The sequence below is a fragment of the Palleronia pontilimi genome (assembly GCF_016412875.1).
GTDB classification, from domain to species: domain Bacteria; phylum Pseudomonadota; class Alphaproteobacteria; order Rhodobacterales; family Rhodobacteraceae; genus Palleronia; species Palleronia pontilimi.
Genome location: NZ_JAEKPD010000001.1, coordinates 158,941 through 179,028 on the forward strand (window position 1 = coordinate 158,941; position 20,088 = coordinate 179,028).

Sequence of the window (20,088 nt, forward strand, 5' to 3'; positions counted from 1 at the left end):
TCCATTAATTGCGGGAAGCGCGCGGGCGCGGTAGTAATCCGATACTACAGCGCGCCGATCGTCATACGCCTTTGGTCGTAGGTGGCGCTATTCCGCCGCCAGCGCGGTGGCCGGATCGTCCACGCTCTCAAGGAAAACCAGGCAAGCGCAGCGCAGAAGCGACGAGAAGTTCTGCGGCTCGCCCCGCGATTCCAGCACCTCGGAATGCAGGCGCGAAATGAAGCTGGGCGTGGTTTCGTCCTGGCTTTCGGCGATCCGGTCCAGAATGTCCCAGAAGGCGTTTTCCAGCCGGATCGACGTGCTTTGACCGTTCAGGCGCAGCCGTCGCGTCGACGCGGCATAGCGGTTTTCATCCTGATTGGCGAAGATATTGCACATGGGTCGGATCCTTGGGGATGCGTAAAGTATAGGCGACATGAGGATACCGTCAATTCACGCGTCGTCGCAGCCCTTTCCACCCCGTTGCCAAGCGCCTATAGCCTGCGCCATGGCCCAGAACCCCCCGAACCTTCGCCCCGACATCTCGAACCCGCGGCTGGAACGCGACCTGTCGACGGTGCGCCCGACGGCACAGCCCACCATCGGGATGGTGAGCCTTGGCTGCCCAAAGGCGCTGGTCGACAGCGAGCGCATCCTGACCCGGCTGCGCGCCGAGGGCTACGGCATCTCGCCCGATTACGCGGGCGCCGATGCGGTGATCGTGAACACCTGCGGCTTCCTGGACAGCGCCAAGGCCGAGTCGCTCGAGGCGATCGGCGAGGCGTTGGCCGAGAACGGGCGCGTCATCGTCACCGGCTGTCTTGGGGCCGAGCCCGACTACATCACCGGCGCGCATCCGAAGGTGCTGGCGGTGACCGGGCCGCATCAATACGAGCAGGTGCTCGACGCCGTGCACGACGCGGTGCCGCCGGATCCGGACCCTTTCGTGGATCTGCTGCCCGCACGCGGGGTGAGCCTGACGCCAAGGCATTACAGTTACTTGAAGATCTCCGAAGGGTGCAATCACAAGTGCAAGTTCTGCATCATCCCCGACATGCGCGGGCGGCTGCAATCGCGCCCCGCCAGGGCGGTGCTGCGCGAGGCGGAAAAGCTGGTCGAGGCGGGCGTGAAGGAATTGCTGGTCATCAGCCAGGACACCAGCGCCTATGGCACCGATTGGAAGGACCGTGACGCGAAAGCGCCGATCCTTGACCTGGCGCGCGAGCTCGGGACCTTGGGCGCGTGGGTGCGGCTGCACTACGTCTATCCCTACCCCCATGTGCGCGAGCTGATCCCGCTGATGGCCGATCCGGCGTCGGGCGTCCTGCCCTATCTCGACATCCCGTTCCAGCACGCCCACCCGGACACGCTGAAGCGCATGGCCCGGCCCGCCGCGAGCGCCCGCACCCTGGACGAGATCGCGGCGTGGCGGCGCGACTGCCCGGACATCACCCTGCGCTCGACCTTCATCGTCGGCTACCCGGGCGAGACCGAGGCCGAGTTCCAGACCCTGCTGGACTGGCTGGACGAAGCGCAGCTCGATCGCGTGGGCTGCTTCCAGTACGAAAACGTCGCGGGCGCGCGATCGAACGCGCTGCCCGATCACGTGGCCCCCGAGCTGAAGCAGGAACGGTGGGACCGCTTCATGGAAAAGGCTCAGCAGATTTCCGAAGCCAAGCTGGCCGGGAAAGTGGGGACGCGGGTCCAGGCGATCGTGGACACCGTCGAAGACGACGGCGCAACCTGCCGCACCCATGCCGACGCGCCGGAAATCGACGGCCACCTGTTCATCGATGCAGGTTTCGAATCGCTGAAGCCCGGCGACCTGGTCACGGTCGAGATCGACGAGGCTGGCGAGTACGACCTTTGGGGACAATTATGCTGAGAGTCTTACGAATTTCGCGGTCGTGCTAAGATTGTGCGAGGGATGTGCCTGTGCTAATCAGGAATACTGTTAAAGCGAGGGAGGCTTCAGAACACGTCATGATGCGCTCCCGATGAATCCCACACCGTTCAGGACGATCATCGTCACCCTCTGCCTGAGTGCCGCCGCCATCAGCCTTGCGACGGTCTGGTTCGGATGGTTCGGCGGCAACGATCTTCTGGTGCGGTATTCCCCCAACTTCCAGGCGATCGTCCCGACGACCGCGCTGTGTTTCCTGGTCCTGACCGTGGCGCTGTTCGGGATCGGCAACGGCAAAGATGGCGGCAACCGCCTGGCGATCTGGTGTGCGCGGTTCGTTTTCGGATTGGTCGGGCTGAACATGCTGGTCCGGCTGCTGGCACATCAGGACGGGCTGGATGCGCTTCTTCCGTTCTGGACCGATCTGGGTGATCGCATGTCCTACGCCACCGCGGCCCTGCTGATCCTTTCGGCGTTCCTGGTCCGCCGGACCGCAACCACTCTGAACAATCCGCCCCTGCTTCTGGTCGGCGGCGCTTTGACGGGTCTGACCACCACCGGCAGCATCGCCATGTCCCACGCGCTGGACGTCAACAGCCCCTACCGGCTGGGCATCTGCGACGGCATCTCGGCCTATTCGCTGCTGCTCTTCGGGTTGGTCTTTTCCGCGCTTCTGCTCATCCACCTGACGGCACCGGGCGGCGCAGGCCTCTTCGACGAAGACTACTGATCGCGGCCGAAGAGGTCGGGGGGTCCGGACGGCTGGGGCCGTGCCATGCCCAGATGCGTCCACGCGCCCTGTGCCAGCATCCGGCCCCGCGGTGTGCGCTGGATCAGGCCCTGCTGAAGCAGGAATGGCTCGATCACTTCTTCCAGCGCGTCGCGGCTTTCCGACAGGGCCGCCGACAGCGTCTCGATCCCCACGGGTCCGCCCTGGTAATGCTCGGCGATCAGCCGCAGGTAGCGCCGGTCCGCCCCGTCGAGCCCCAGCTTGTCCACCCCCAGCCGGGTCAGCGCATCGTCGGCCAGCGCACGCGTGATCCGCCCGTCGCCATCCACCAGCGCGAAATCCACCACGCGCCGGAGCAGCCGCCCCGCGATGCGCGGCGTGCCCCGCGCCCGCGCCGCGATCTCGCGCGTCCCCGCGGGCTCGGCCTCGACCCCCATCAGCCGGGCGCCGCGCGCCACGATATGCTGCAGCTCGTCCACGGTGTAGAATTGCAGCCGGACGGGAATGCCGAACCGGTCCCGCAGGGGCGTGGTCAGAAGGCCCAGCCGCGTGGTCGCCCCCACCAGCGTGAAGGGCTGCAGCTCGATCCGCACCGACCGCGCGGCGGGGCCTTCGCCGATCACCAGATCCAGCTCGAAATCCTCGAGCGCGGGGTACAGGATTTCTTCGACCACCGGATTCAGGCGATGGATCTCGTCGATGAACAGAACGTCGCGCGCGTCGAGATTGGTCAGGATCGCCGCCAGGTCGCCCGCCTTGGCCAGAACCGGGCCGCTGGTCATGCGGAAATTCACGCCCAGTTCGCGCGCGACGATCTGCGCCAGCGTGGTCTTGCCCAGGCCAGGTGGCCCGTGGAACAGCGCGTGGTCCATCGCCCGTTCGCGCATCTTCGCGCTTTCGATGAAGACCTTCAGGTTCGCGCGCGCCTCGGCCTGGCCGGTGAAGGCGTCCAGCGTCTGCGGCCGCAGCGCGGGCCCGTCGTCATCCGGCAGACGCTCGGGCCTGAGGGCGGGATCGGGCGCGTCGGTCATGCGGGTGCCAGCCGTTTCAGCGCGGCACGGATCAGGGCCGCGGTGTCAGCCGCGCCCTCGCCCGCCGCCTCGGCCACCGCGCGCGACGCATCGGCGGGGGCGTAGCCCAGGTTCGACAGGGCCGACAGGGCCTCGGCCTGGGCGTTCGCCATGGGCGCGGGCGCGGCGGGTGTCGCGACGGTGTCCGGCGCGATGACCGCGTCCGGATCGGGCGGCACGGCACTTGTTGTGCCCATCGCCATCAAGGCGGGCGCCTTGTCCTTCAGCTCGATCACGACCCGCTGCGCGATCTTGGGACCGACCCCCGGCGCGGCCTTGATCGCGGCCATGTCGCCCAGCGCGATGGCCCGGCTGACGCCGTCCGCGCCCAGCGCGCCAAGGATCGCCATGGACGCCTTGGCGCCGATCCCCTGCACGCTCATCAGCAGGCGGTGCCACTCCTTTTCGACCGGGGTGAGGAAGCCGAACAGCTGCAACAGATCCTCGCGCACCAGCAGATCGGTATAAAGCGCCACCGCTTCGCCGGTGCCGGGCAGTGTAGCCAGCGTGCGCTCGCTCACGAAGACGACATAACCCACGCCGCCCACGTCGATCATGACGTGATCGCCCGCCCGCAGGATCAGCCGCCCGGCCAGCCGCCCGATCACGACGCCCGCGCCCGCGCCAGGGCCCGCGCGCCCTGCAGGTGGAACGCGTGGCAGAGCGCGATCGCCAGCGCGTCGGCCGCGTCCGAACCGGCGGGCACGGCGCCCGGAAGCTGCATCTTCACCATGTGCTCGACCTGGCGCTTGTCGGCGTGGCCCACGCCAACCACCGTCTTCTTGACCGAGTTCGGCGCGTATTCGCCCACCTCGATCCCCGACTGCGCCAGCGCCAGAAGCGCCACGCCCCGCGCCTGGCCCAGCTTCAAGGTGCCCGCGCCGTCGCGGTTGACGAAGGTCTGTTCGATGGCGGCCGTGTCGGGCGCGTGGGTGCGCAGCAGATCGCCCAACTGCCGGTGCAGCGACATGAGCCGCAGCGCCAGGGCCTGCGTCCCGTCGGACGTGCAATGCCCGTTGGCCACGTGGCGCAGGCGCGAGCCATCCACATCGATCACGCCCCAGCCCATCGTGCGCAGGCCGGGATCGACCCCCAATATCCGCATCGCACTGCCCTTTTTCTTTGTTAACCGAATCGCTAGCACGAAAGGCGAACATCCGCCAAGGGCGTTGTCCCGGCCGCCCCGAAGACAAGGGGTCCGCGGTGCGCGGGGGCCACCGCACAAATCGGCCAGGGGCCCGACGGCGGTGTCGCATCCGGATGGGCCGAAAGCGACACTTCGCGGGTCGGAAAAGTCATACGCCGATCGCATATCCGGTATGCAAAACAATGCGTTGCCCGATGATGACGCGTCCGATAGGGGCGGTGGATCGCCGGGTGGAGCACCTGGCCGTCTCACCGTTCATTCAAAGGATGCCGCATATGGCACTTTACGATCTTCACCGCTCGCACGCCGAGCCTCTGAGCACCCGGTTGGCGCATTCTGCCGTCAACCTCGTCATCCGCGCCATCGACGCGGTGAACGCACGGGCCACCGAGAAGGCGCTTGCGCGCCTGAGCGACCACGAATTGCTGGATATCGGCCTGACCCGGTCGGATGTGGGCCGGATCGCCAAGCGGCGGTAAAACGCAACAGGCAAGCCGCGCGCCCCCCGGTTCGCGCGGCTTGCTGCCCCCACCAATTTTGCGGTCCTAGAAAAGCGCGACGCGCTCCAGCTGGGCCATCGCCGCGCTCAGGGCCTGCACCTTGTCGACCGCGACCACCGTGATCGGGTCGGCCTGCATGACGAAAGCGGCAAGACGCTCGGCCAGCTCGCCTTCGGCCAAAGCCGCGTTGCGATCCTGGTAGTCGCTCAGACCCAGGTTCAGAACCGCGGCAACCTTGAACACCCAAAGCGCCAGACCGACCCGGAGCAGACCGCGCCACGGCAATCCGGTCGCACGGCGCGGGCGTCGCACGATCAGCCCGTCCTTGCGGACCGAGTGCACGGCACCGCCCTTCATCAGCTTGGATTTCTTGATTATCCGGCTGGAGCGGCGATCGAATTCGATTTGGCTCGTGGCAGACATGGCAGCGTCCTGGTATCCTTTTGTCGGCCCCCACCGACAGGACGGAATTTCGCGCCGAAATGTGGCGGAATTGGGGCAAATCGGGCCAATTAGGCTAAAATAGGACCGGGAGCGGTCATTCCGCGGATCCCGAGCGCAACAGCAGTGTGGTCCAGTCACCAATCACCTGCCGCTCGACCAGATTGATCCCGTTTCGCGCATAAACCTCGACCACCTCGTCGGCCTGCGGGTTTAGAATCCCCGACAGAATCACGTGGCCGCCCGCCGCGGCGTGGACGGCCACGTCGGGCGCCAGCGCCACGAGCGGGCCTTTCAGGATGTTGGCGAAGATCAGATCGAAGGGCGCGGCGTCGGTCAGGTCGGGATGCTCGAAGCCCATCGCCTCGATGCACCGCACGCGGCCCTCAAGCCCGTTCAGCACGACATTGGCCTGCGCCACCTCGACCGCCACGGCGTCGATATCGCTGGCCAGAACCGGGTGGTCGGGCCAGACGCGCGCGGCGGCCATCGCCAGCACGGCGGTGCCGCAGCCGATATCGACGGCATTCGTGATCGTCAGACCGTCCGCGGCCAGCCGATCCAGCGCCCGCAGACAGCCCAGCGTGGTGCCGTGGTGGCCGGTGCCGAAGGCCATCGCCGCGTCGACCAGCAAGGCGATCTTGTCCTCGGGCACCCGGTCGGCATCGTGGCTGCCGTAAAGGAAGAACCGCCCCGCTTCGATCGGGGCCAGTTCGCGGCGAACCTTGGCGACCCAGTCGACCTCGGGCAATTCGCTGACCACGAAGGGCCGGGTGGCGAACGCGGCTTCCAGCACCGCCAAGGCGGCGCGGTCGGGGGCGGCTTCGAAATAGGCGCCCACTTCCCACAGGCCGCTGTCGTCTTCCATCTCGAACACGCCGATGCCCGTGGGCGCGGGATCCATCCGTTCCAGCGCTTCGCCCAGGTTGCGGGCGTTCTCGGCGTCGGGCAGGGTCGTCAGGGCGGTGAAGGTCGGCATGGCGGGCCTCGTGGGGATCGGGACAGCGCCGTTTTCCACGGATGGCCGCCCGCCACAAGCCTACCAGAACAGGAACAGGATCGTTGCCATGGCCGCGATCAGAACAAGCGACTGCAGACGCACGTCCAGGTACCAGGCGCGGCCCCAGGCGGCGTCTTCGAACGCCATCTTGCGCGACCACATCACGCCGTCGGCGATGTCCTTTTCCTCGGTCACCAGGCTGACGGTCACGTAGAACACCAGGCTGGCCACGGTGACGATCGCCACGTTGATCGAGAAATGCAGCGGCCAGAGCGGGTCCATGCCGAACAGGTCCATCACGGGCTCGTTGCCGATCAGGAACAGCACGACGCCCACGGCATGGCCGAACACCATGGTGTAGAAGCCCGCCTTTTCGGTGCCCAGCCGCGACAGCGCGCCCATCATGAACAGGACGACCAAAGGCGGCACCAGGATCGAATACATCTGCTGCAGATAGCTCCACAGCCCGCCCGCGAACTGGATCAGCGGCGCCCAGACGATGGCCAGCACCATGAAGCCCAGCGTGGCGTAGGTTCCGTAGCGGCGCTGGGTGGACTGGTCGATCTGGCGCTCGGGCGTCTCGACGAAGTCGTGCACCAGCAGGGTCGAGGACGAGTTCAGCGTGCTGTCGACGCTGGACATGATCGCCGCCACCAGTCCCGCCAGCACCAGCCCCGTCAGACCGGCAGGCAGAAGCTGCGTGATCATGACCGGGAACACGCGGTCGGAGGTCTCGATCCCCGGCAGCAGCGCGGTGGCCATGGCGCCGGGGAACACCATGATGAACAGCGGCAGGATCTTCATCATGCCGCCCAGGATCGCGCCCCATTGCGCGTCGGGCAGAGACCGCGCGCCCAGGATGCGCTGGACGATGTACTGGTTCGTGACCCAGTACCAGAAGCCCAGAAGTGCGACGCCGAAGAACAGGCCCGGCCAAGGCAGCGTTTCGTTGCCCAGGGGCAGGACCATGTTCAAATGATCCTCGTTCGGCACTGCCTCGCGGATGGCGGCGAAAGAATAATCGAGCTGCGCGAACATGGTCCAGGCCAGGATGGTCGAGCCGCCGATCAGCACCACGGCCTGCAAAACATCGGTATAGACGACGGCCTTCAGCCCGCCCGCGGCCGTGTAGATCCCGGCGAAGAGCCCGATCGCCAGCGAACTGGCCCAGAGCGGGATGTTGGGAAAGAACGTGTTCAGCACCAACCCGCCCGCGTAGAGCCCGCCCGCGCAATCCACCACGACGGTGAAGAAGATGGTGAGCCCCGAGAAATACAGCCGCGTCCGGCGGCTGTAGCGCTTGTCCAGATATTCCGGTGTGGTCGTGATCCTGGTCTTCAGGAAGATGGGCGCGAAGATGAAGGCCATCACCAGCAGCGGGATGCCCGCCATCCATTCATAGGCCGACACCGCGATGCCGGTGGTATAGGCCGATCCGGTCAGCCCGATCAGCGTCGAGGACGAAATGTTGGACGCGAACAGCGAAAACCCGATGGCCGCCCAGCCGAGCGAGCGGCCCGCCAGGAACAGGTCGTCGCCGGTCTTGGTCGATTTCGAGACCCAGACGCCGATCAGGATGACGACTCCGAAATAGGCGGCGATCACGCCGATATCGAGTCCGGTGATCGCGTTCTGAATATCGTCCATGGGGGCTCCGAATGCCTAAAATCTTAGCAGTCCGGAAACAACCATCACGGGAACGTGGGGTTCCCCGCGGCGTCACGAAAAAGGCCGCACGGGGGTCCGTGCGGCCTGCTTTCGGCGCCAATACGGGCCCGGATCAGGCGACGTTGGTCCCGATGGGACAGGTCACGCCGGTGCCGCCGATGCCGCAATATCCGCCCGGGTTCTTGGCCAGGTATTGCTGGTGATAGCCTTCGGCGAAGTAGAATTCAGGGGCGTCCACGATTTCGGTCGTGATCTCGCCATACCCGGCCTTGTCCAGCTTGGGCGCGAAGGCGTCGCGCGCGGCGCGGGCGGCGGACTTCTGCGCGTCGGTCGTGGCATAGATGCCCGAGCGATACTGGGTGCCCGTGTCGTTGCCCTGCCGCATCCCTTGGGTCGGGTCATGCCCTTCCCAGAAGACCTTAAGCAGGTCGTCGTAGGAAATCACGTCAGGGTCGTAGACCACGCGCACCACCTCGTTATGGCCGGTCCGACCCGAGCAGACTTCTTCGTAGGTCGGGTTCGGCGTGTGGCCACCCGCGTAGCCCGCCATGGTCAGCCAGACGCCCGGCAGCTTCCAGAACATCCGTTCGACACCCCAGAAACAGCCCATGCCGAAGATCGCGACCTCCATGCCCTCGGGCACGTCGGCGGTCAGGGGCCGGTCGAAGACGAAATGGGTATCGGCGGTGGCAATGGGGTGATCGCGGCCCGGCAGGGCATCTTCGGGCGATACCATTTCGGATTTGCGGCGCAGGATCTGGAACATGGGGCGTCTCCTTCGGTTGGCTTGACCGTTGATATAGGCAGTCGCGCGCGCGATCGCTACTCGGCCGGTGCGGCAAGGGGCCGCGCGAAGATCGTCTCGTTGCCCGGCGCGGGATGGCGCGGGATCAGCAGCGCCAGCGCCAGTGACGTGGCCGCCATCCCCGACGCCACCGCGAAAACCGATCCCGGCGACACGATCCACAGATAGCCCAGCCCGGCGGGCAGGAACACGGCGGCGATATGGTTGATGGTGAAGGCGACGGCGGCGGTGGGGGCGATATCGCGCGGATCGGCGATCTTCTGGAAATACGTCTTCAACGCGAAGGCCAGCGCGAAGAAGATGTGGTTCGCCACGTAAAGCGATGCCGCCAGCACCACGCCCCAGCCGAAATAATAAAGCCCGCCATAGGCCAGGAACACCAGCGTCAGGCCGACATATTCGAACCCCAGCGCCGCGCGCTCGCCGAAGCGCGCTACCGCGCGGCCCATCAGCGGGGCCAGGAAGATGTTGGCCACGAAATTGATCAGGAACAGCGCCGTGACTTCGTGCACGTCGAAGCCGAATCGTTCGACCATCATGAAGGCCGCGAAGACGACGAAGATCTGCCGCCGCGCGCCCGACATGAATTGCAGCGCGTAGTACAGCCAGTAGCGGCGGCGCAGGATGAACTTCTTGGTCTGCGGATCGGGCGCTTCGAATTGCGGGAACGCCAGCAGGCAATAGAGCGCGATGCCCACCGTCGCACCGCCGCCCGCCATGTAGACGGTCGCGTAACTCAGGTCATAGGCCCGCCACGTGACGACCAAAAGCCCGTAGCTCAGCAGCGACGCCGCCGAGCCCATGGCCACCAGCCAGCCCAGCACCTGCGGCGCGCGGTCCTTGGGCAGCCATTGCAGCTGCAGGCTCTGGTTCACCGTCTCGTAGTAGTGAAACCCGATCGAGCTGAGCATGGTCAGCGTCAGGATGCCGCCGAAGCTGGGGAAATAGGCGGTGATCGCCGTGGCCGCGCCCAACAGCAGCAGCGACACCAGACCCAGCACCTGTTCGCGGATGAAGATGATCAGCGCGATGACGCCGATGGCCAGGAAGCCCGGGATCTCGCGCACGGTGTGCAGCCAGCCGATCTCGACCCCGGTGAACCCGGCCGCGTCGATGACGAAGTTGTTCAGCAGCGCCGACCAGGTGGCAAAGGCCAGCGGCATGGCGAAGGCCATCAGCAGCAACAGCGTCGTCGGCCTGCGCCAAAGCGGCAGATGGCGTGCTTCGTGAAGGGGGACGATCCGCATGGTTCCCGATTACGCGCGCCGGAACGCAAAAGAAAGCGTGATCGCGCGAGTGGAACATCTGCCGGGGGGGAGCCCGTTGACCCCGCAACAACCAATCAAGGAGTTGCACAATGAAACGCTTCACCACCACAGCCCTGGCGACCCTGTTCGCCGCACCGTTCCTGATCGCCACGCCGGTCCTGGCCGAAAGCCACGTCACCGCGAATGACGGATCGGGCGAAATGACACAGGACCAGTCCGGCGCCATGGCGACCGAGACCGATGCCGCCAACGACCCCCAGGCGGAAGCCATCGTCGTCACGGTCGGCGATGCTGAAATCACCGCGGGCGATGTGGCAATCGCCGTTTCGGCCCTGCCCCCGCAGATCCGTCAGCGTCCCGCCGAGCAGGTCATCCCCTTCACCGTCGAACAGCTGATCCTGCGCGAACTGATCCTGCAGGACGCCGAGGCCAAGGGCATCACCGGCGACATGTCCGATGACGGCATGGAAAGCGACAGCGCGTCCGCCACCGACGAGATGTCGGAAGACGGCGACACGGACACCGCGTCGAACGCTCAGGACGACGCCATGCAGTCGCAGCAGGACGCCGAAACGATCCAGGCCTACATGGATCAAGAGCTTGGCGACGTCGTGACCGACGAAACCGTGCAGGCCGCCTATGACGAGATCGCGGACAACGCCACGACCGAAGTCCCGCCGCTCGAGGCCGTGCGCCCGCAGATCGAGCAGCAATTGCGCCAGCAAGCCATGCGGGACCTGCGCAACACCTTGGGCGACAGCGTCGAGATCGTGTATTACGGCCCCGACGGCCAGCCGCGCGAAGTGTCGACCACCGACAACGGTTGATCCAAGGCAGATGAACCGGATCAAGGGCCGCACCTTCTGGGTGCGGCCTTTTTTCGGTCTGCGTGACGGCCCTAGTAGAAACTCTGCGGGTCGATATCGACGCTGATGCGGATGTCGCCCTTCCAGCGGAACTGGCGCAGCCATTCGGCCAGCGCGACCTGCAGCGGCGCGGTCTTGTCGGCCTTGACCAGCAGGCGCACCCGGTGACGGCCGCGGATGCGGGCGATGGGCGCGGGGGCAGGGCCATAGACCTGCGCGCCGATCCGCCTGAGCGGCCCGTCGCGCCGCGCCATGTCGCCGCCCAGGTCGAACACCGCCTGCACGTCCGGCGCGCTCAGCACGATGCCCGCCATCCGGCCATAGGGCGGCACGCCCGCGGCGCGGCGCTCGGCCGCCTCGGCGGACCAGAACCGGTCTTCGTCGCCCGCCAGGATGGCGCGGATCACCGGGTGCTCGGGCTGGAAGGTCTGCAACAGCGCGACGCCGGGCTTTTCGGCCCGCCCCGCGCGCCCCGCCACCTGCCGCATCAGCTGGAAGGTCCGCTCGGCCGCGCGCAGGTCGGACCCTTGCAGCCCCAGGTCGGCGTCGATCACCCCCACCAGCGTCAGCTTCGGGAAGTTGTGGCCCTTGGCGACCAGCTGCGTGCCGATGATGATGTCGGCGTCGCCGTCGGCGATGGCCGCGATCCGCGCCTTCAGCGCGCGGGCGCTGGAATACATGTCCGACGACAGCACCTCGACACGGGCATCGGGGAACAGCAGCGCGGCCTCTTCGCCCATGCGCTCGACCCCGGGCCCCACGGCGGCCAGCTTGCCGTCGACTTCGCAAGCGGGGCAGGTTTCGGGCACCGGCTTCGTCTCGCCGCATTGATGGCAGACCAGCCGCTTCAGGAACCGGTGCTCCACCATGCGCGCATCGCAGTGGTCGCAGCCGATCTGGTTGCCGCAGGCCCGGCAGATCGTCACCGGTGCATAACCGCGGCGATTCAGGAACAGCAGCGATTGCTCGCCGCGCTCCAGCCGCGCCTCGACCGCGCGTTGCAGGGTCGGCGACACCCAGCGCGATCCGGGCAGGTCTTCGGAGCGCATGTCGATGGCGCGCATGTCGGGCATCACGGCGGGACCGTAGCGCGAGGTCAGCGTCAGAGCACGGTACTTGCCCGCGTCCACATTGGCCCAGGTTTCCAGCGACGGCGTGGCCGAGGCCAGCACCACCTGCGCGCCCACGATGGACGCACGCAGCACCGCCATGTCGCGGGCGGAATAGAGCACGCCGTCCTCCTGCTTGTAGGACGTGTCGTGTTCCTCATCGACGACGATCAGGCCGAGGTCGCGGTAAGGCAGGAACAGGGCCGAGCGGGCGCCCACGATCAGCTGCGCGCCCCCCTGCCCCACCATGCGCCAGGCGCGGCGCCGTTCGGTCATGGTCACGCCGCTGTGCCATTCGGCGGGCATCGCGCCGAACCGTTCCTGGACGCGGGTCAGGAATTCGGCCGTCAGCGCGATCTCGGGCAGCAGCACCAACGCTTGCCGTCCCTTGCGCAGGCAGGCGGCCACGGCCTCCAGGTAGACTTCGGTCTTGCCCGAGCCGGTGACGCCGCGCAGCATGGTGGTGCCGTAAACGCCCGCCCGCACCGCGTCGGCCAGCGCGTCGGCGGCCGCGGCCTGGTCGCCTGTCAGATCGACACCGGGAAGCTCCGGATCCAGCCGCGAAAACGGCAGGTCGCGCGGCGTCTCGCGCTCTTCGACCACGCCCTGCGCCACCAGCCCCTTGACCACGCCCACGCCCACACCCGCCAGGTCGGCCAGTTCCTTCTGGGTGAAGACCGCGCCGTCCTGTTCGTCCAGCACGTCCATCACCCGGGCGCGGGCATCGGTCATCCGGTCCGGATCGCCCACACCGCGCGCATAGACCTTGCGCATGGACGGCGCGTCGCCCATGCCCGGCACCCGCGTGGCCAGCCGCAGCATCGCGGGCAGCGGCGTCAGGGTGTAGTCGGCGGCGCGCATCAGGAAGGCGCGCATCTCGTCGCGCATGGGGGCCACGTCCAGCACCCGGATCACACTGCGCACCTTCGCCAGGTCGTACCCGCCCTCGCCCGCACCCCAGACAACGCCCAGCACCTTGCGCGGGCCTAGCGGCACCTCGACGAAGGCGCCCGCGAAACAGCCGCCCTCGGGCGCGCGGTAGTCCAGCGTCCGGTCCAGCGGCTGCGTCGTCAAGACCGCGACCAGCGCGCCTGCCTCGAACCAGCCGGGCGCGGTTGCCATGTGTTCCCCTGTCGTCAAATACCCATGTCCCGAGCAATGCCGCCTTTCACATAATCCGGTGCGGCCCATGCCACCACCCCGCCTGCGGCATACCGGCACCGTTTCGAAGCGGCGTGAACGCGCCCCCTTCTTCGCGCCGCCACATCTGCTAGGGTCACGCCAATTCCATCACCAAGAATGGCACCCAAATGAGCAGCAGCAATCCCCTGAAGACACCCGAAATCCGCGACCGGATCCTGACCGAGCCGGACCTGATCCTGGACGACCACGATGTCATGCGGGCGCTGGTCGCCGCGAACGAGCGTGCCATGGGCGGCAATGTCGTCGACATGCGCGGCCTGGCCATGGAGCGGCTCGAGGCACGGCTGGACCGGCTGGAGGACACCCACCGCAACGTGATCGCCGCCGCCTACGAGAACCTGGCGGGCACGAACATGATCCACCGGGCGATCCTGCGCCTGCTGGACGCGCGCGACTTCGGGGCCTTCCTTGCGGACCTGTCGGGACCGGTGGCCGATACGCTGCGGGTGGACAGCCTGCGATTGCTGCTGGAATCGTCGGATCACGCGAATGCGCCCGACCTTGGCGCGCTGGGCGACACGCTGTCCATGGCCGAGCAGGGCTTTTGCTGTCTCTACGCGGGCACCAAGACGGGCGGCGGGCCGCGCCGGGTGACGCTGCGCCAGACCGATGGGGGCGATCCCGAAATGCACGGCGCCAAGGCGGGCACGATCCGGTCGGAAGCCTGCCTGATGCTGAACCTCAGCGAGGGTCGGTTGCCGGGCATGCTGGTTCTGGGCGCGGAAGATCCACACCAGTTCGCGCCCGGCCAGGGCACCGACCTGCTGGACTTCTTCTCGGGCGTGTTCGAGCGGACGCTGCGCCGCTGGCTGGGATGATCTCGCCCGGCCTTGCCGACGCGCTGGAAGGGTGGCTGACGCATCTGGGGTCGCTCGACAATGCGTCGGACGCGACGGTGACGGCCTATCGCGGCGACGTCTTGGGGTTTCTGGAGTTCATCCAGGGCCATCTGGGCCACGCGACGGGCACCGCGATCATCGCCGAGATCACCCTGCGCGACATGCGCGCCTGGATGGCCCATGAACGCGGCCGCGGCCTTGGCGCGCGATCGCTGGCGCGGGCGCTGTCGTCGGTGAAGGGCTTCACCCGCTGGCTTGCCAGCCGCGACGGGTTCGAGCCCACGGCGATCCTGTCCGCACGCTCGCCCAAATACCGCCGCAAGCTGCCGCGCCCGCTATCGGTGGACGCGGCCCACGCGCTGTTGGAAACGGTCGAGATGCAAGCCCGCGAGCCCTGGGTCGCGGCGCGCGACGTGGCGGTGGTGACACTGCTCTGGGGCTGCGGGCTGCGCATCTCCGAGGCGCTGGGCCTGACCGGCGCGCAGGCCGATCCGGGCACCGCGCTCAGGATCGTCGGCAAGGGCGGCAAGGAGCGCGTCGTCCCGGTCCTGCCCGCCGCCCGCGACGCGGTGCGGGCCTACGTGTGCGCCTGTCCGTTCGACCTGCCCACCGACGCCCCCCTGTTTCGCGGCGTGCGCGGCGGCAAGCTGAACCCCCGTATCGTGGCAAAGACCATGGAGCAGACCCGCCTGCAGCTGGGCCTTCCTGCCAGCGCCACGCCCCACGCCTTGCGCCACAGTTTCGCCACGCACCTGCTGGGTGCCGGAGGCGATCTGCGGACCATCCAGGAACTGCTCGGCCACAATTCGCTGTCGACAACGCAGGCCTACACGGCGGTCGACACCGCCCGGTTGATGGAAGTCTACGAGCGGGCGCACCCCAGGGGCTGACATCGCGCCGCCTGCGAATACTCATGTCCCGGCGTCGGCCACACCTACTTCCGCCCCGGATCGGCGGGATAAACGCCCAGGATCTCGAGCTCATCGGTGAAATACTCCAGCTCCTCCAGCGCGCGGGCCAGGGCCGGGTCATCGGGGTGGCCTTCCACGTCGGCGTAGAACTGCGTGGCGGTGAAATGGCCGCCGACCATGTAGCTTTCCAGCTTGGTCATGTTGACGCCGTTCGTGGCGAAGCCGCCCATGGCCTTGTAAAGCGCCGCCGGGATGTTGCGGACGCGGAAGACGAAGCTGGTGATCATGCCGTGCGCGCCGCGGCGGGTCATGTCGCCCTCGGGCGCCATCACCAGGAAGCGCGTGGCGTTGTGGTCCTGATCCTCGATGTTGCGGGCCAGGATCTCGAGCCCGTGGGTTTCGGCCGCCATGGCCGAGGCCAGCACCCCTTCGTCGGCACGGGGCTGCGCGGCCAGCGCGGCCGCGGCGCCCGCGCTGTCGGCGGCGGCGATGCCTTCGATCCCCAGGCTGTCCAGGAAATGCGCGCATTGCGGCAGCAGCACCAGGTGCGCGCGGACGCGGCGGATCCGCTCGAGCGGGGTGCCCTTGGCGGCCATCAGGCAGATATGGACCCGCACGAAGGCCTCGTCGACGATCTTCAGACCGCTTTCGGGCAACAGGCGATGGATGTCGGCGACACGGCCATAGGTCGAGTTTTCGACCGGAAGCATGGCTTCGACCGCACGGCCTTCGCGCACCGCGGAAATCGCGTCTTCGAAGGTGCGGCAGGGCAGCGGCTGAAGCGCCGGGCGCGTTTCGACACAGGCCTGGTGCGAATAGGCGCCAAGCTCTCCCTGGAACGAAATACGGCCCGTCATCCGGTCAAATCCCTTCGATTGCGACAGATGTCGTCATTTCGTCGCGGTTCATACCGCTTGAAACTTCGTCGCGTAAGGGGATAGAGAATGCGCGACAACCTGCAAGGGACGAGACGCGACATGTTCGACACCATGATCCTGACCAAAGTCATCGGCGGTTTCTGCGGCGCGCTGCTGGTTTTCCTGCTGGGCGCCTGGGCGGCCGAGGAATTGTACCACATGGGCGGCGGGCACGGCGAAGAGCAACAGGCCTATTCGATCGAAGTGCCCGAGACCGGCGGCGAAGAAGAAGCCGCGGAAGAAGGCCCGACCTTCATGGAGGCCTTCGAGGTCGCCGATGTGGGCGCGGGCGAGCGCGTCTTCGGCAAGTGCCGCGCGTGCCACAACCTGGAAGACGGTGCCAACGCGGTTGGCCCCCATCTTTACGGCGTCGTGGGCCGCGATGTGGGCAGCGTCGGCGGCTACAGCGCCTATTCCGGTGCATTGAGCCAGGTGGCCGATGTCTGGACGCCCGAGAACTTGAACGGCTTCCTGGAAGATCCGCGCGGCTGGGCGACCGGCACGTCGATGGGCTTCAACGGGCTGCCGAAGGTCGAGGACCGCGCCAACCTGATCGCCTATCTCGACTCGGTGGGTGGATAGTCGTCCGACTTCCCCGGAAATCAAGCGAATGCCGACCCGCGGGGTCGGCATTTTTGTTTCTGACGCGCGCGTGACAGCACGAAACCTCACGCGATTTCAACTTGAACATGCCGGACGCCGCCCCTTAGCGTGTCGCAACCCTCCCGCCCCTGATCCGAGTGCCCCATGACACCCAGAGCCACCGCAAGAACCGCATCCCGCGCCGATCACGTCCGCAAATGCCTGATGACCGGGCTTTTGACCGGATCGGCCCTGATCGCGACGGCCCTTGGGGTCTGGGCGCAGGACAGCGACGAGAAGATCACCACCGCGCACGCGTTTTCCGACCTGGGCGCGATCAAATACGCGGACGGATTCGAGCGGCTGGACTACGTGAACCCCGACGCGCCCAAGGGCGGCGAGATGTCGTATTGGGGCCGGGGCAGCTTCGACAGCATGAACCCCTATTCGCGGCGCGGCCGGTCGCCCGCGCTGAGCGTGCTGCCCTACGAGCGGATCATGACCTCGACCGCCGACGACCCCTACGCGTCCTATTGCCTGCTCTGCACGACGCTGGAATATCCCGAAAGCCAGAACTGGGTGATCTTCAACCTGCGCGACGACGTCACCTTCAGCGACGGCTCGCCCATGACCGCCGAGGACATCGCCTTCACCTATGACCTGTTCATGGAGGAAGGGTTTCCGTCCTTCCGCATCGCGGTGAAGAACATGATCCCCAGCTACGAGATCCTGGGCCCGCACCGCATCAAGTTCAACCTGAACCCCGACCTGCCGCGCAACGGGCTGATTTCCCAGGCGGGTGCCTCGATCGTGTTCCAGAAGAAATGGTTCGAGGAAACCGGCGCCAAGCTGGACGAGTCGCGGCTCGAGCAAAGTCCCGGCACCGGCCCCTACATGATCGACACGGTCGACGTGCCGCGCCGCATCGTGGCCAAGCGTAATCCTGATTACTGGGGGCGCGACCTGCCGATCAATATCGGACGCTGGAACTTCGACAGCATCCGGCAGGAATACTTCGCCGACACCAACGCCGCGCTCGAAGCGTTCAAGGCGGGCGAATACCTGTTCCGCGCCGAGACCAGCAGCCTGACCTGGGCGTCGCAATACGACTTCCCCGGCATCGAGGATGGCACCATCGTCAAGGAAGAGCTGCCCGACGGCTCGCTTCCCGCCGCGGCCGGATTCGTCTTCAACCTGCGCAAGGAGACGTTCCAGGACGTGCGCGTCCGCCGTGCGCTGGGGCTCATGTACAATTTCGAATGGACCAACGACACGCTGCAATACGGGCTGTTCAAGCACCGCCAATCCTTCTGGCAGAACAGCGACCTGCAGGCCCAGGGCGTCCCCGAGGGGCTGGAGCTGGAATACCTGCAAGGCGTCGCCGACATGATCGACCCGGCGATCATGACAGAAGAGGTCTTCGTGGCGCCCAGCGGTGGGCCGCGGCAGCTGAACCGGGGCGACCTGCGCGCGGCGGGCGCGCTGCTGGACGATGCGGGCTGGATCGCGGGCGACGACGGCATCCGCCGCAAGGACGGCCAGGTGCTGCGAGTCGAGTTCATCGAGAACAACCCCAGCTTCGACCGGATCATCCTGCCCTATATCGACAACCTCAAGCGGCTGGGCGTGGATGCCACCTACAACCGCATCGACGATGCGCAATATACCGACCGGGTGCGCGGCCACGACTTTGACATGATCTTCGACAGCTACGTGAACGGGCTGGAAGAGGCCAACGGCATCTCGCAACGCTATGGCTGCAAGGACCGCGACGACGTGTTCAACCCGGCGGGCTATTGCGATCCGGCGGTAGACCAGCTGATCGAAGGGCTGAAGGTGGCCGAGAACCTCGAGCAGATGCAGGCGGGCGTCCGCGCCATCGACCGCATCATGCGCGCCGCCTATTTCATGGTGCCGGTCTGGTATAACGGCGCCTTCTGGGTCGCCTATTACGACGTCTACGACTACCCCGAGCCGCTGCCGCCCTACGACCTTGGGAACCAAGATTTCTGGTGGTGGGACGAAGACAAGGCGCAGGCCTTGCGGGACGCGGGCAAGCTCTGAGCCATGGGCGCCTATATCCTTCGACGCCTGTTGCTGATCGTGCCCACGCTTCTGGGGATCATGATCGTCAACTTCACGCTGACGCAATTCGTGCCGGGCGGCCCGATCGAGCAGATCATCGCCCAGCTGGAAGGCGGCGGCGACGTGTTCGAAGGCATCTCGGGCGGCGCAGGTGACGCCGCGGGCGCGCAAGAGGTCGACGCCTATACCGGCTCGCGCGGCCTGCCGCCCGAATTCATCGCCGAGCTCGAGCGGGAATTCGGCTTCGACAAGCCGCCGCTCGAGCGGTTCCTGGGCATGATGTGGAACTACATCCGCTTCGATTTCGGCGACAGCTACTTCCGGTCCATCGGGGTGCTCGAGCTGGTGCTGGAAAAGATGCCGGTGTCGATCACGCTGGGCCTGTGGTCCACCGTCATCGCCTACCTGGTGTCGATCCCGCTGGGCATCCGCAAGGCGGTCCGCGACGGATCGCGCTTCGACACCTGGACCAGCGGGCTGATCATCGTGGCCTACGCGATCCCGGGATTCCTGTTCGCCATCCTGCTCCTGGTGCTCTTCGCGGGCGGATCCTATTTCCAGATCTTCCCGCTGCGCGGCCTGACGGGCGACAATTTCGACCAGCTCAGCCCCTTGGGCAAGGTCGCGGATTATTTCTGGCACATCACGTTGCCGGTGCTGGCCTCGACCATCTCGGCCTTCGCGACGCTGACGCTGCTGACGAAGAACAGCTTCCTGGACGAGATCAAGAAACAGTACGTCGTGACCGCGCGCGCCAAGGGGCTGAAGGAATCGAAGGTGCTGTACGGCCACGTCTTCCGCAACGCGATGCTGATCGTGATCGCGGGCTTCCCGTCGGTCTTCATCGGCGTGTTCTTCGGCGGCAGCCTTATCATCGAGACGATCTTCTCGCTCGACGGGCTGGGCCGCCTCGGCTTCGAGGCCGCCGTCGCGCGCGACTACCCGGTGATCTTCGGCACGCTCTTCTTCTTCGGCCTGATCGGTCTGGTGGTCGGCATCCTGTCGGACCTGATGTATGTCCTGGTCGATCCGCGCATCGACTTCGAAACGCGGGAAGGCTGACCC

General features: G+C 66.6%; 20 protein-coding genes. 9 read left to right on the top strand and 11 right to left on the bottom strand.

Annotation, left to right across the window (positions count from 1 at the left end):
• Positions 1–87: 87 nt before the first annotated feature.
• Positions 88–378 carry a ribbon-helix-helix domain-containing protein gene (locus tag ILP92_RS00805; protein WP_198914469.1) on the bottom strand — a complete coding sequence of 97 codons (291 nt, stop codon included), beginning with the start codon at positions 376–378 and terminating at the stop codon, positions 88–90.
• 109 nt (positions 379–487) lie between these two features.
• Between ILP92_RS00805 and rimO the strand changes: the two genes are divergently transcribed.
• Both rimO and ILP92_RS00815 read left to right on the top strand, forming a co-directional pair.
• Positions 488–1,864: a 30S ribosomal protein S12 methylthiotransferase RimO gene (gene rimO, locus ILP92_RS00810; RefSeq protein WP_198914470.1), complete on the top strand. Its 1,377-nt coding sequence runs from the start codon at positions 488–490 to the stop codon at positions 1,862–1,864.
• A 112-nt stretch (positions 1,865–1,976) separates the two neighbouring features.
• Entirely contained in the window at positions 1,977–2,612 is a 636-nt protein-coding gene (locus tag ILP92_RS00815; RefSeq protein WP_198914471.1) for a hypothetical protein, read from the top strand.
• Here the strand turns inward: ILP92_RS00815 and ruvB are convergent.
• From ruvB to ruvC, 3 genes are read right to left on the bottom strand one after another with little or no spacing between them, the layout of a single operon-like run.
• On the bottom strand, positions 2,606–3,643 hold the full coding sequence (gene ruvB / locus ILP92_RS00820) for a Holliday junction branch migration DNA helicase RuvB (protein WP_198914472.1): 1,038 nt from the start codon (positions 3,641–3,643) through the stop codon (positions 2,606–2,608). The two genes, ILP92_RS00815 and ruvB, sit on opposite strands and share 7 nt — an antisense overlap.
• On the bottom strand, positions 3,640–4,290 hold the full coding sequence (gene ruvA, locus ILP92_RS00825; RefSeq protein ID WP_198914473.1) for a Holliday junction branch migration protein RuvA: 651 nt from the start codon (positions 4,288–4,290) through the stop codon (positions 3,640–3,642). The genes ruvB and ruvA overlap by 4 nt, the downstream gene beginning before the upstream one ends.
• Complete coding sequence (gene ruvC / locus ILP92_RS00830) at positions 4,287–4,787, bottom strand: crossover junction endodeoxyribonuclease RuvC (protein WP_198914474.1); 501 nt, start codon at positions 4,785–4,787, stop codon at positions 4,287–4,289. The genes ruvA and ruvC overlap by 4 nt, the downstream gene beginning before the upstream one ends.
• Positions 4,788–5,104: 317 nt before the next feature.
• Here ruvC and ILP92_RS00835 point away from each other — a divergent pair, with 317 nt between their 5' ends.
• Positions 5,105–5,308 (top strand): DUF1127 domain-containing protein, encoded by a 204-nt coding sequence (locus ILP92_RS00835; RefSeq protein WP_198914475.1) that lies wholly within the window; start codon positions 5,105–5,107, stop codon positions 5,306–5,308.
• Between the two features lie 66 nt (positions 5,309–5,374).
• On the opposite strand, the gene ILP92_RS00840 is transcribed toward ILP92_RS00835, so the two are convergent.
• The 5 genes from ILP92_RS00840 to ILP92_RS00860 form a co-directional block, all read right to left on the bottom strand.
• Positions 5,375–5,752 (bottom strand): hypothetical protein, encoded by a 378-nt coding sequence (locus ILP92_RS00840; RefSeq protein WP_198914476.1) that lies wholly within the window; start codon positions 5,750–5,752, stop codon positions 5,375–5,377.
• Positions 5,753–5,867: 115 nt separating this feature from the next.
• A complete protein-coding gene (locus ILP92_RS00845) occupies positions 5,868–6,749 on the bottom strand; it encodes a 50S ribosomal protein L11 methyltransferase (protein ID WP_198914477.1) in 882 nt (293 codons plus the stop codon).
• A gap of 60 nt (positions 6,750–6,809) precedes the next feature.
• Entirely contained in the window at positions 6,810–8,417 is a 1,608-nt protein-coding gene (locus ILP92_RS00850) for a sodium:solute symporter (protein WP_198914478.1), read from the bottom strand.
• A 133-nt stretch (positions 8,418–8,550) separates the two neighbouring features.
• Positions 8,551–9,204, bottom strand: a complete 654-nt coding sequence (msrA, locus tag ILP92_RS00855) for a peptide-methionine (S)-S-oxide reductase MsrA (RefSeq protein WP_198914479.1) — start codon at positions 9,202–9,204, stop codon at positions 8,551–8,553.
• Positions 9,205–9,260: 56 nt separating this feature from the next.
• Complete coding sequence (locus ILP92_RS00860) at positions 9,261–10,490, bottom strand: MFS transporter (protein WP_198914480.1); 1,230 nt, start codon at positions 10,488–10,490, stop codon at positions 9,261–9,263.
• Positions 10,491–10,600: 110 nt separating this feature from the next.
• On the opposite strand from ILP92_RS00860, the gene ILP92_RS00865 reads away from it, so the two are divergent.
• Positions 10,601–11,338, top strand: a complete 738-nt coding sequence (locus ILP92_RS00865) for a SurA N-terminal domain-containing protein (RefSeq protein WP_198914481.1) — start codon at positions 10,601–10,603, stop codon at positions 11,336–11,338.
• A 71-nt stretch (positions 11,339–11,409) separates the two neighbouring features.
• On the opposite strand, the gene ILP92_RS00870 is transcribed toward ILP92_RS00865, so the two are convergent.
• Entirely contained in the window at positions 11,410–13,608 is a 2,199-nt protein-coding gene (locus tag ILP92_RS00870) for a primosomal protein N' (RefSeq protein ID WP_198914482.1), read from the bottom strand.
• A gap of 188 nt (positions 13,609–13,796) precedes the next feature.
• Between ILP92_RS00870 and ILP92_RS00875 the strand changes: the two genes are divergently transcribed.
• Both ILP92_RS00875 and ILP92_RS00880 read left to right on the top strand, forming a co-directional pair.
• Entirely contained in the window at positions 13,797–14,507 is a 711-nt protein-coding gene (locus ILP92_RS00875) for a DUF484 family protein (RefSeq protein WP_198914483.1), read from the top strand.
• A complete protein-coding gene (locus ILP92_RS00880; protein ID WP_198914484.1) occupies positions 14,504–15,418 on the top strand; it encodes a tyrosine recombinase XerC in 915 nt (304 codons plus the stop codon). The genes ILP92_RS00875 and ILP92_RS00880 overlap by 4 nt, the downstream gene beginning before the upstream one ends.
• A 44-nt stretch (positions 15,419–15,462) precedes the next feature.
• On the opposite strand, the gene ILP92_RS00885 is transcribed toward ILP92_RS00880, so the two are convergent.
• Positions 15,463–16,296, bottom strand: coding sequence for a prephenate dehydratase (locus ILP92_RS00885; RefSeq protein WP_198914485.1), 834 nt, complete (start codon positions 16,294–16,296; stop codon positions 15,463–15,465).
• Between the two features lie 120 nt (positions 16,297–16,416).
• Here ILP92_RS00885 and ILP92_RS00890 point away from each other — a divergent pair, with 120 nt between their 5' ends.
• The 3 genes from ILP92_RS00890 to ILP92_RS00900 all read left to right on the top strand — a co-directional run bounded on the left by ILP92_RS00890 (position 16,417) and on the right by ILP92_RS00900 (position 20,085).
• Entirely contained in the window at positions 16,417–16,938 is a 522-nt protein-coding gene (locus ILP92_RS00890) for a c-type cytochrome (RefSeq protein ID WP_198914486.1), read from the top strand.
• Positions 16,939–17,163: 225 nt separating this feature from the next.
• Positions 17,164–19,002, top strand: a complete 1,839-nt coding sequence (locus ILP92_RS00895) for an extracellular solute-binding protein (protein ID WP_198914487.1) — start codon at positions 17,164–17,166, stop codon at positions 19,000–19,002.
• A gap of 3 nt (positions 19,003–19,005) precedes the next feature.
• Entirely contained in the window at positions 19,006–20,085 is a 1,080-nt protein-coding gene (locus ILP92_RS00900) for a microcin C ABC transporter permease YejB (protein ID WP_198914488.1), read from the top strand.
• Positions 20,086–20,088 lie beyond the last annotated feature (3 nt).

Coding starts and splice junctions, on each gene's coding strand:
- ILP92_RS00805 (WP_198914469.1), bottom strand. CDS start 378: ATGTGCAATATCTTCGCCAATCAGGATGAAAACCGCTATGCCGCGTCG.
- ILP92_RS00840 (WP_198914476.1), bottom strand. CDS start 5,752: ATGTCTGCCACGAGCCAAATCGAATTCGATCGCCGCTCCAGCCGGATA.
- ILP92_RS00815 (WP_198914471.1), top strand. CDS start 1,977: ATGAATCCCACACCGTTCAGGACGATCATCGTCACCCTCTGCCTGAGT.
- rimO (WP_198914470.1), top strand. CDS start 488: ATGGCCCAGAACCCCCCGAACCTTCGCCCCGACATCTCGAACCCGCGG.
- ruvC (WP_198914474.1), bottom strand. CDS start 4,787: ATGCGGATATTGGGGGTCGATCCCGGCCTGCGCACGATGGGCTGGGGC.
- ILP92_RS00880 (WP_198914484.1), top strand. CDS start 14,504: ATGATCTCGCCCGGCCTTGCCGACGCGCTGGAAGGGTGGCTGACGCAT.
- ILP92_RS00895 (WP_198914487.1), top strand. CDS start 17,164: ATGACCGGGCTTTTGACCGGATCGGCCCTGATCGCGACGGCCCTTGGG.
- ILP92_RS00890 (WP_198914486.1), top strand. CDS start 16,417: ATGTTCGACACCATGATCCTGACCAAAGTCATCGGCGGTTTCTGCGGC.
- ILP92_RS00850 (WP_198914478.1), bottom strand. CDS start 8,417: ATGGACGATATTCAGAACGCGATCACCGGACTCGATATCGGCGTGATC.
- msrA (WP_198914479.1), bottom strand. CDS start 9,204: ATGTTCCAGATCCTGCGCCGCAAATCCGAAATGGTATCGCCCGAAGAT.
- ILP92_RS00870 (WP_198914482.1), bottom strand. CDS start 13,608: ATGGCAACCGCGCCCGGCTGGTTCGAGGCAGGCGCGCTGGTCGCGGTC.
- ILP92_RS00865 (WP_198914481.1), top strand. CDS start 10,601: ATGAAACGCTTCACCACCACAGCCCTGGCGACCCTGTTCGCCGCACCG.
- ILP92_RS00900 (WP_198914488.1), top strand. CDS start 19,006: ATGGGCGCCTATATCCTTCGACGCCTGTTGCTGATCGTGCCCACGCTT.
- ILP92_RS00885 (WP_198914485.1), bottom strand. CDS start 16,296: ATGACGGGCCGTATTTCGTTCCAGGGAGAGCTTGGCGCCTATTCGCAC.
- ruvB (WP_198914472.1), bottom strand. CDS start 3,643: ATGACCGACGCGCCCGATCCCGCCCTCAGGCCCGAGCGTCTGCCGGAT.
- ILP92_RS00860 (WP_198914480.1), bottom strand. CDS start 10,490: ATGCGGATCGTCCCCCTTCACGAAGCACGCCATCTGCCGCTTTGGCGC.
- ILP92_RS00845 (WP_198914477.1), bottom strand. CDS start 6,749: ATGCCGACCTTCACCGCCCTGACGACCCTGCCCGACGCCGAGAACGCC.
- ILP92_RS00875 (WP_198914483.1), top strand. CDS start 13,797: ATGAGCAGCAGCAATCCCCTGAAGACACCCGAAATCCGCGACCGGATC.
- ILP92_RS00835 (WP_198914475.1), top strand. CDS start 5,105: ATGGCACTTTACGATCTTCACCGCTCGCACGCCGAGCCTCTGAGCACC.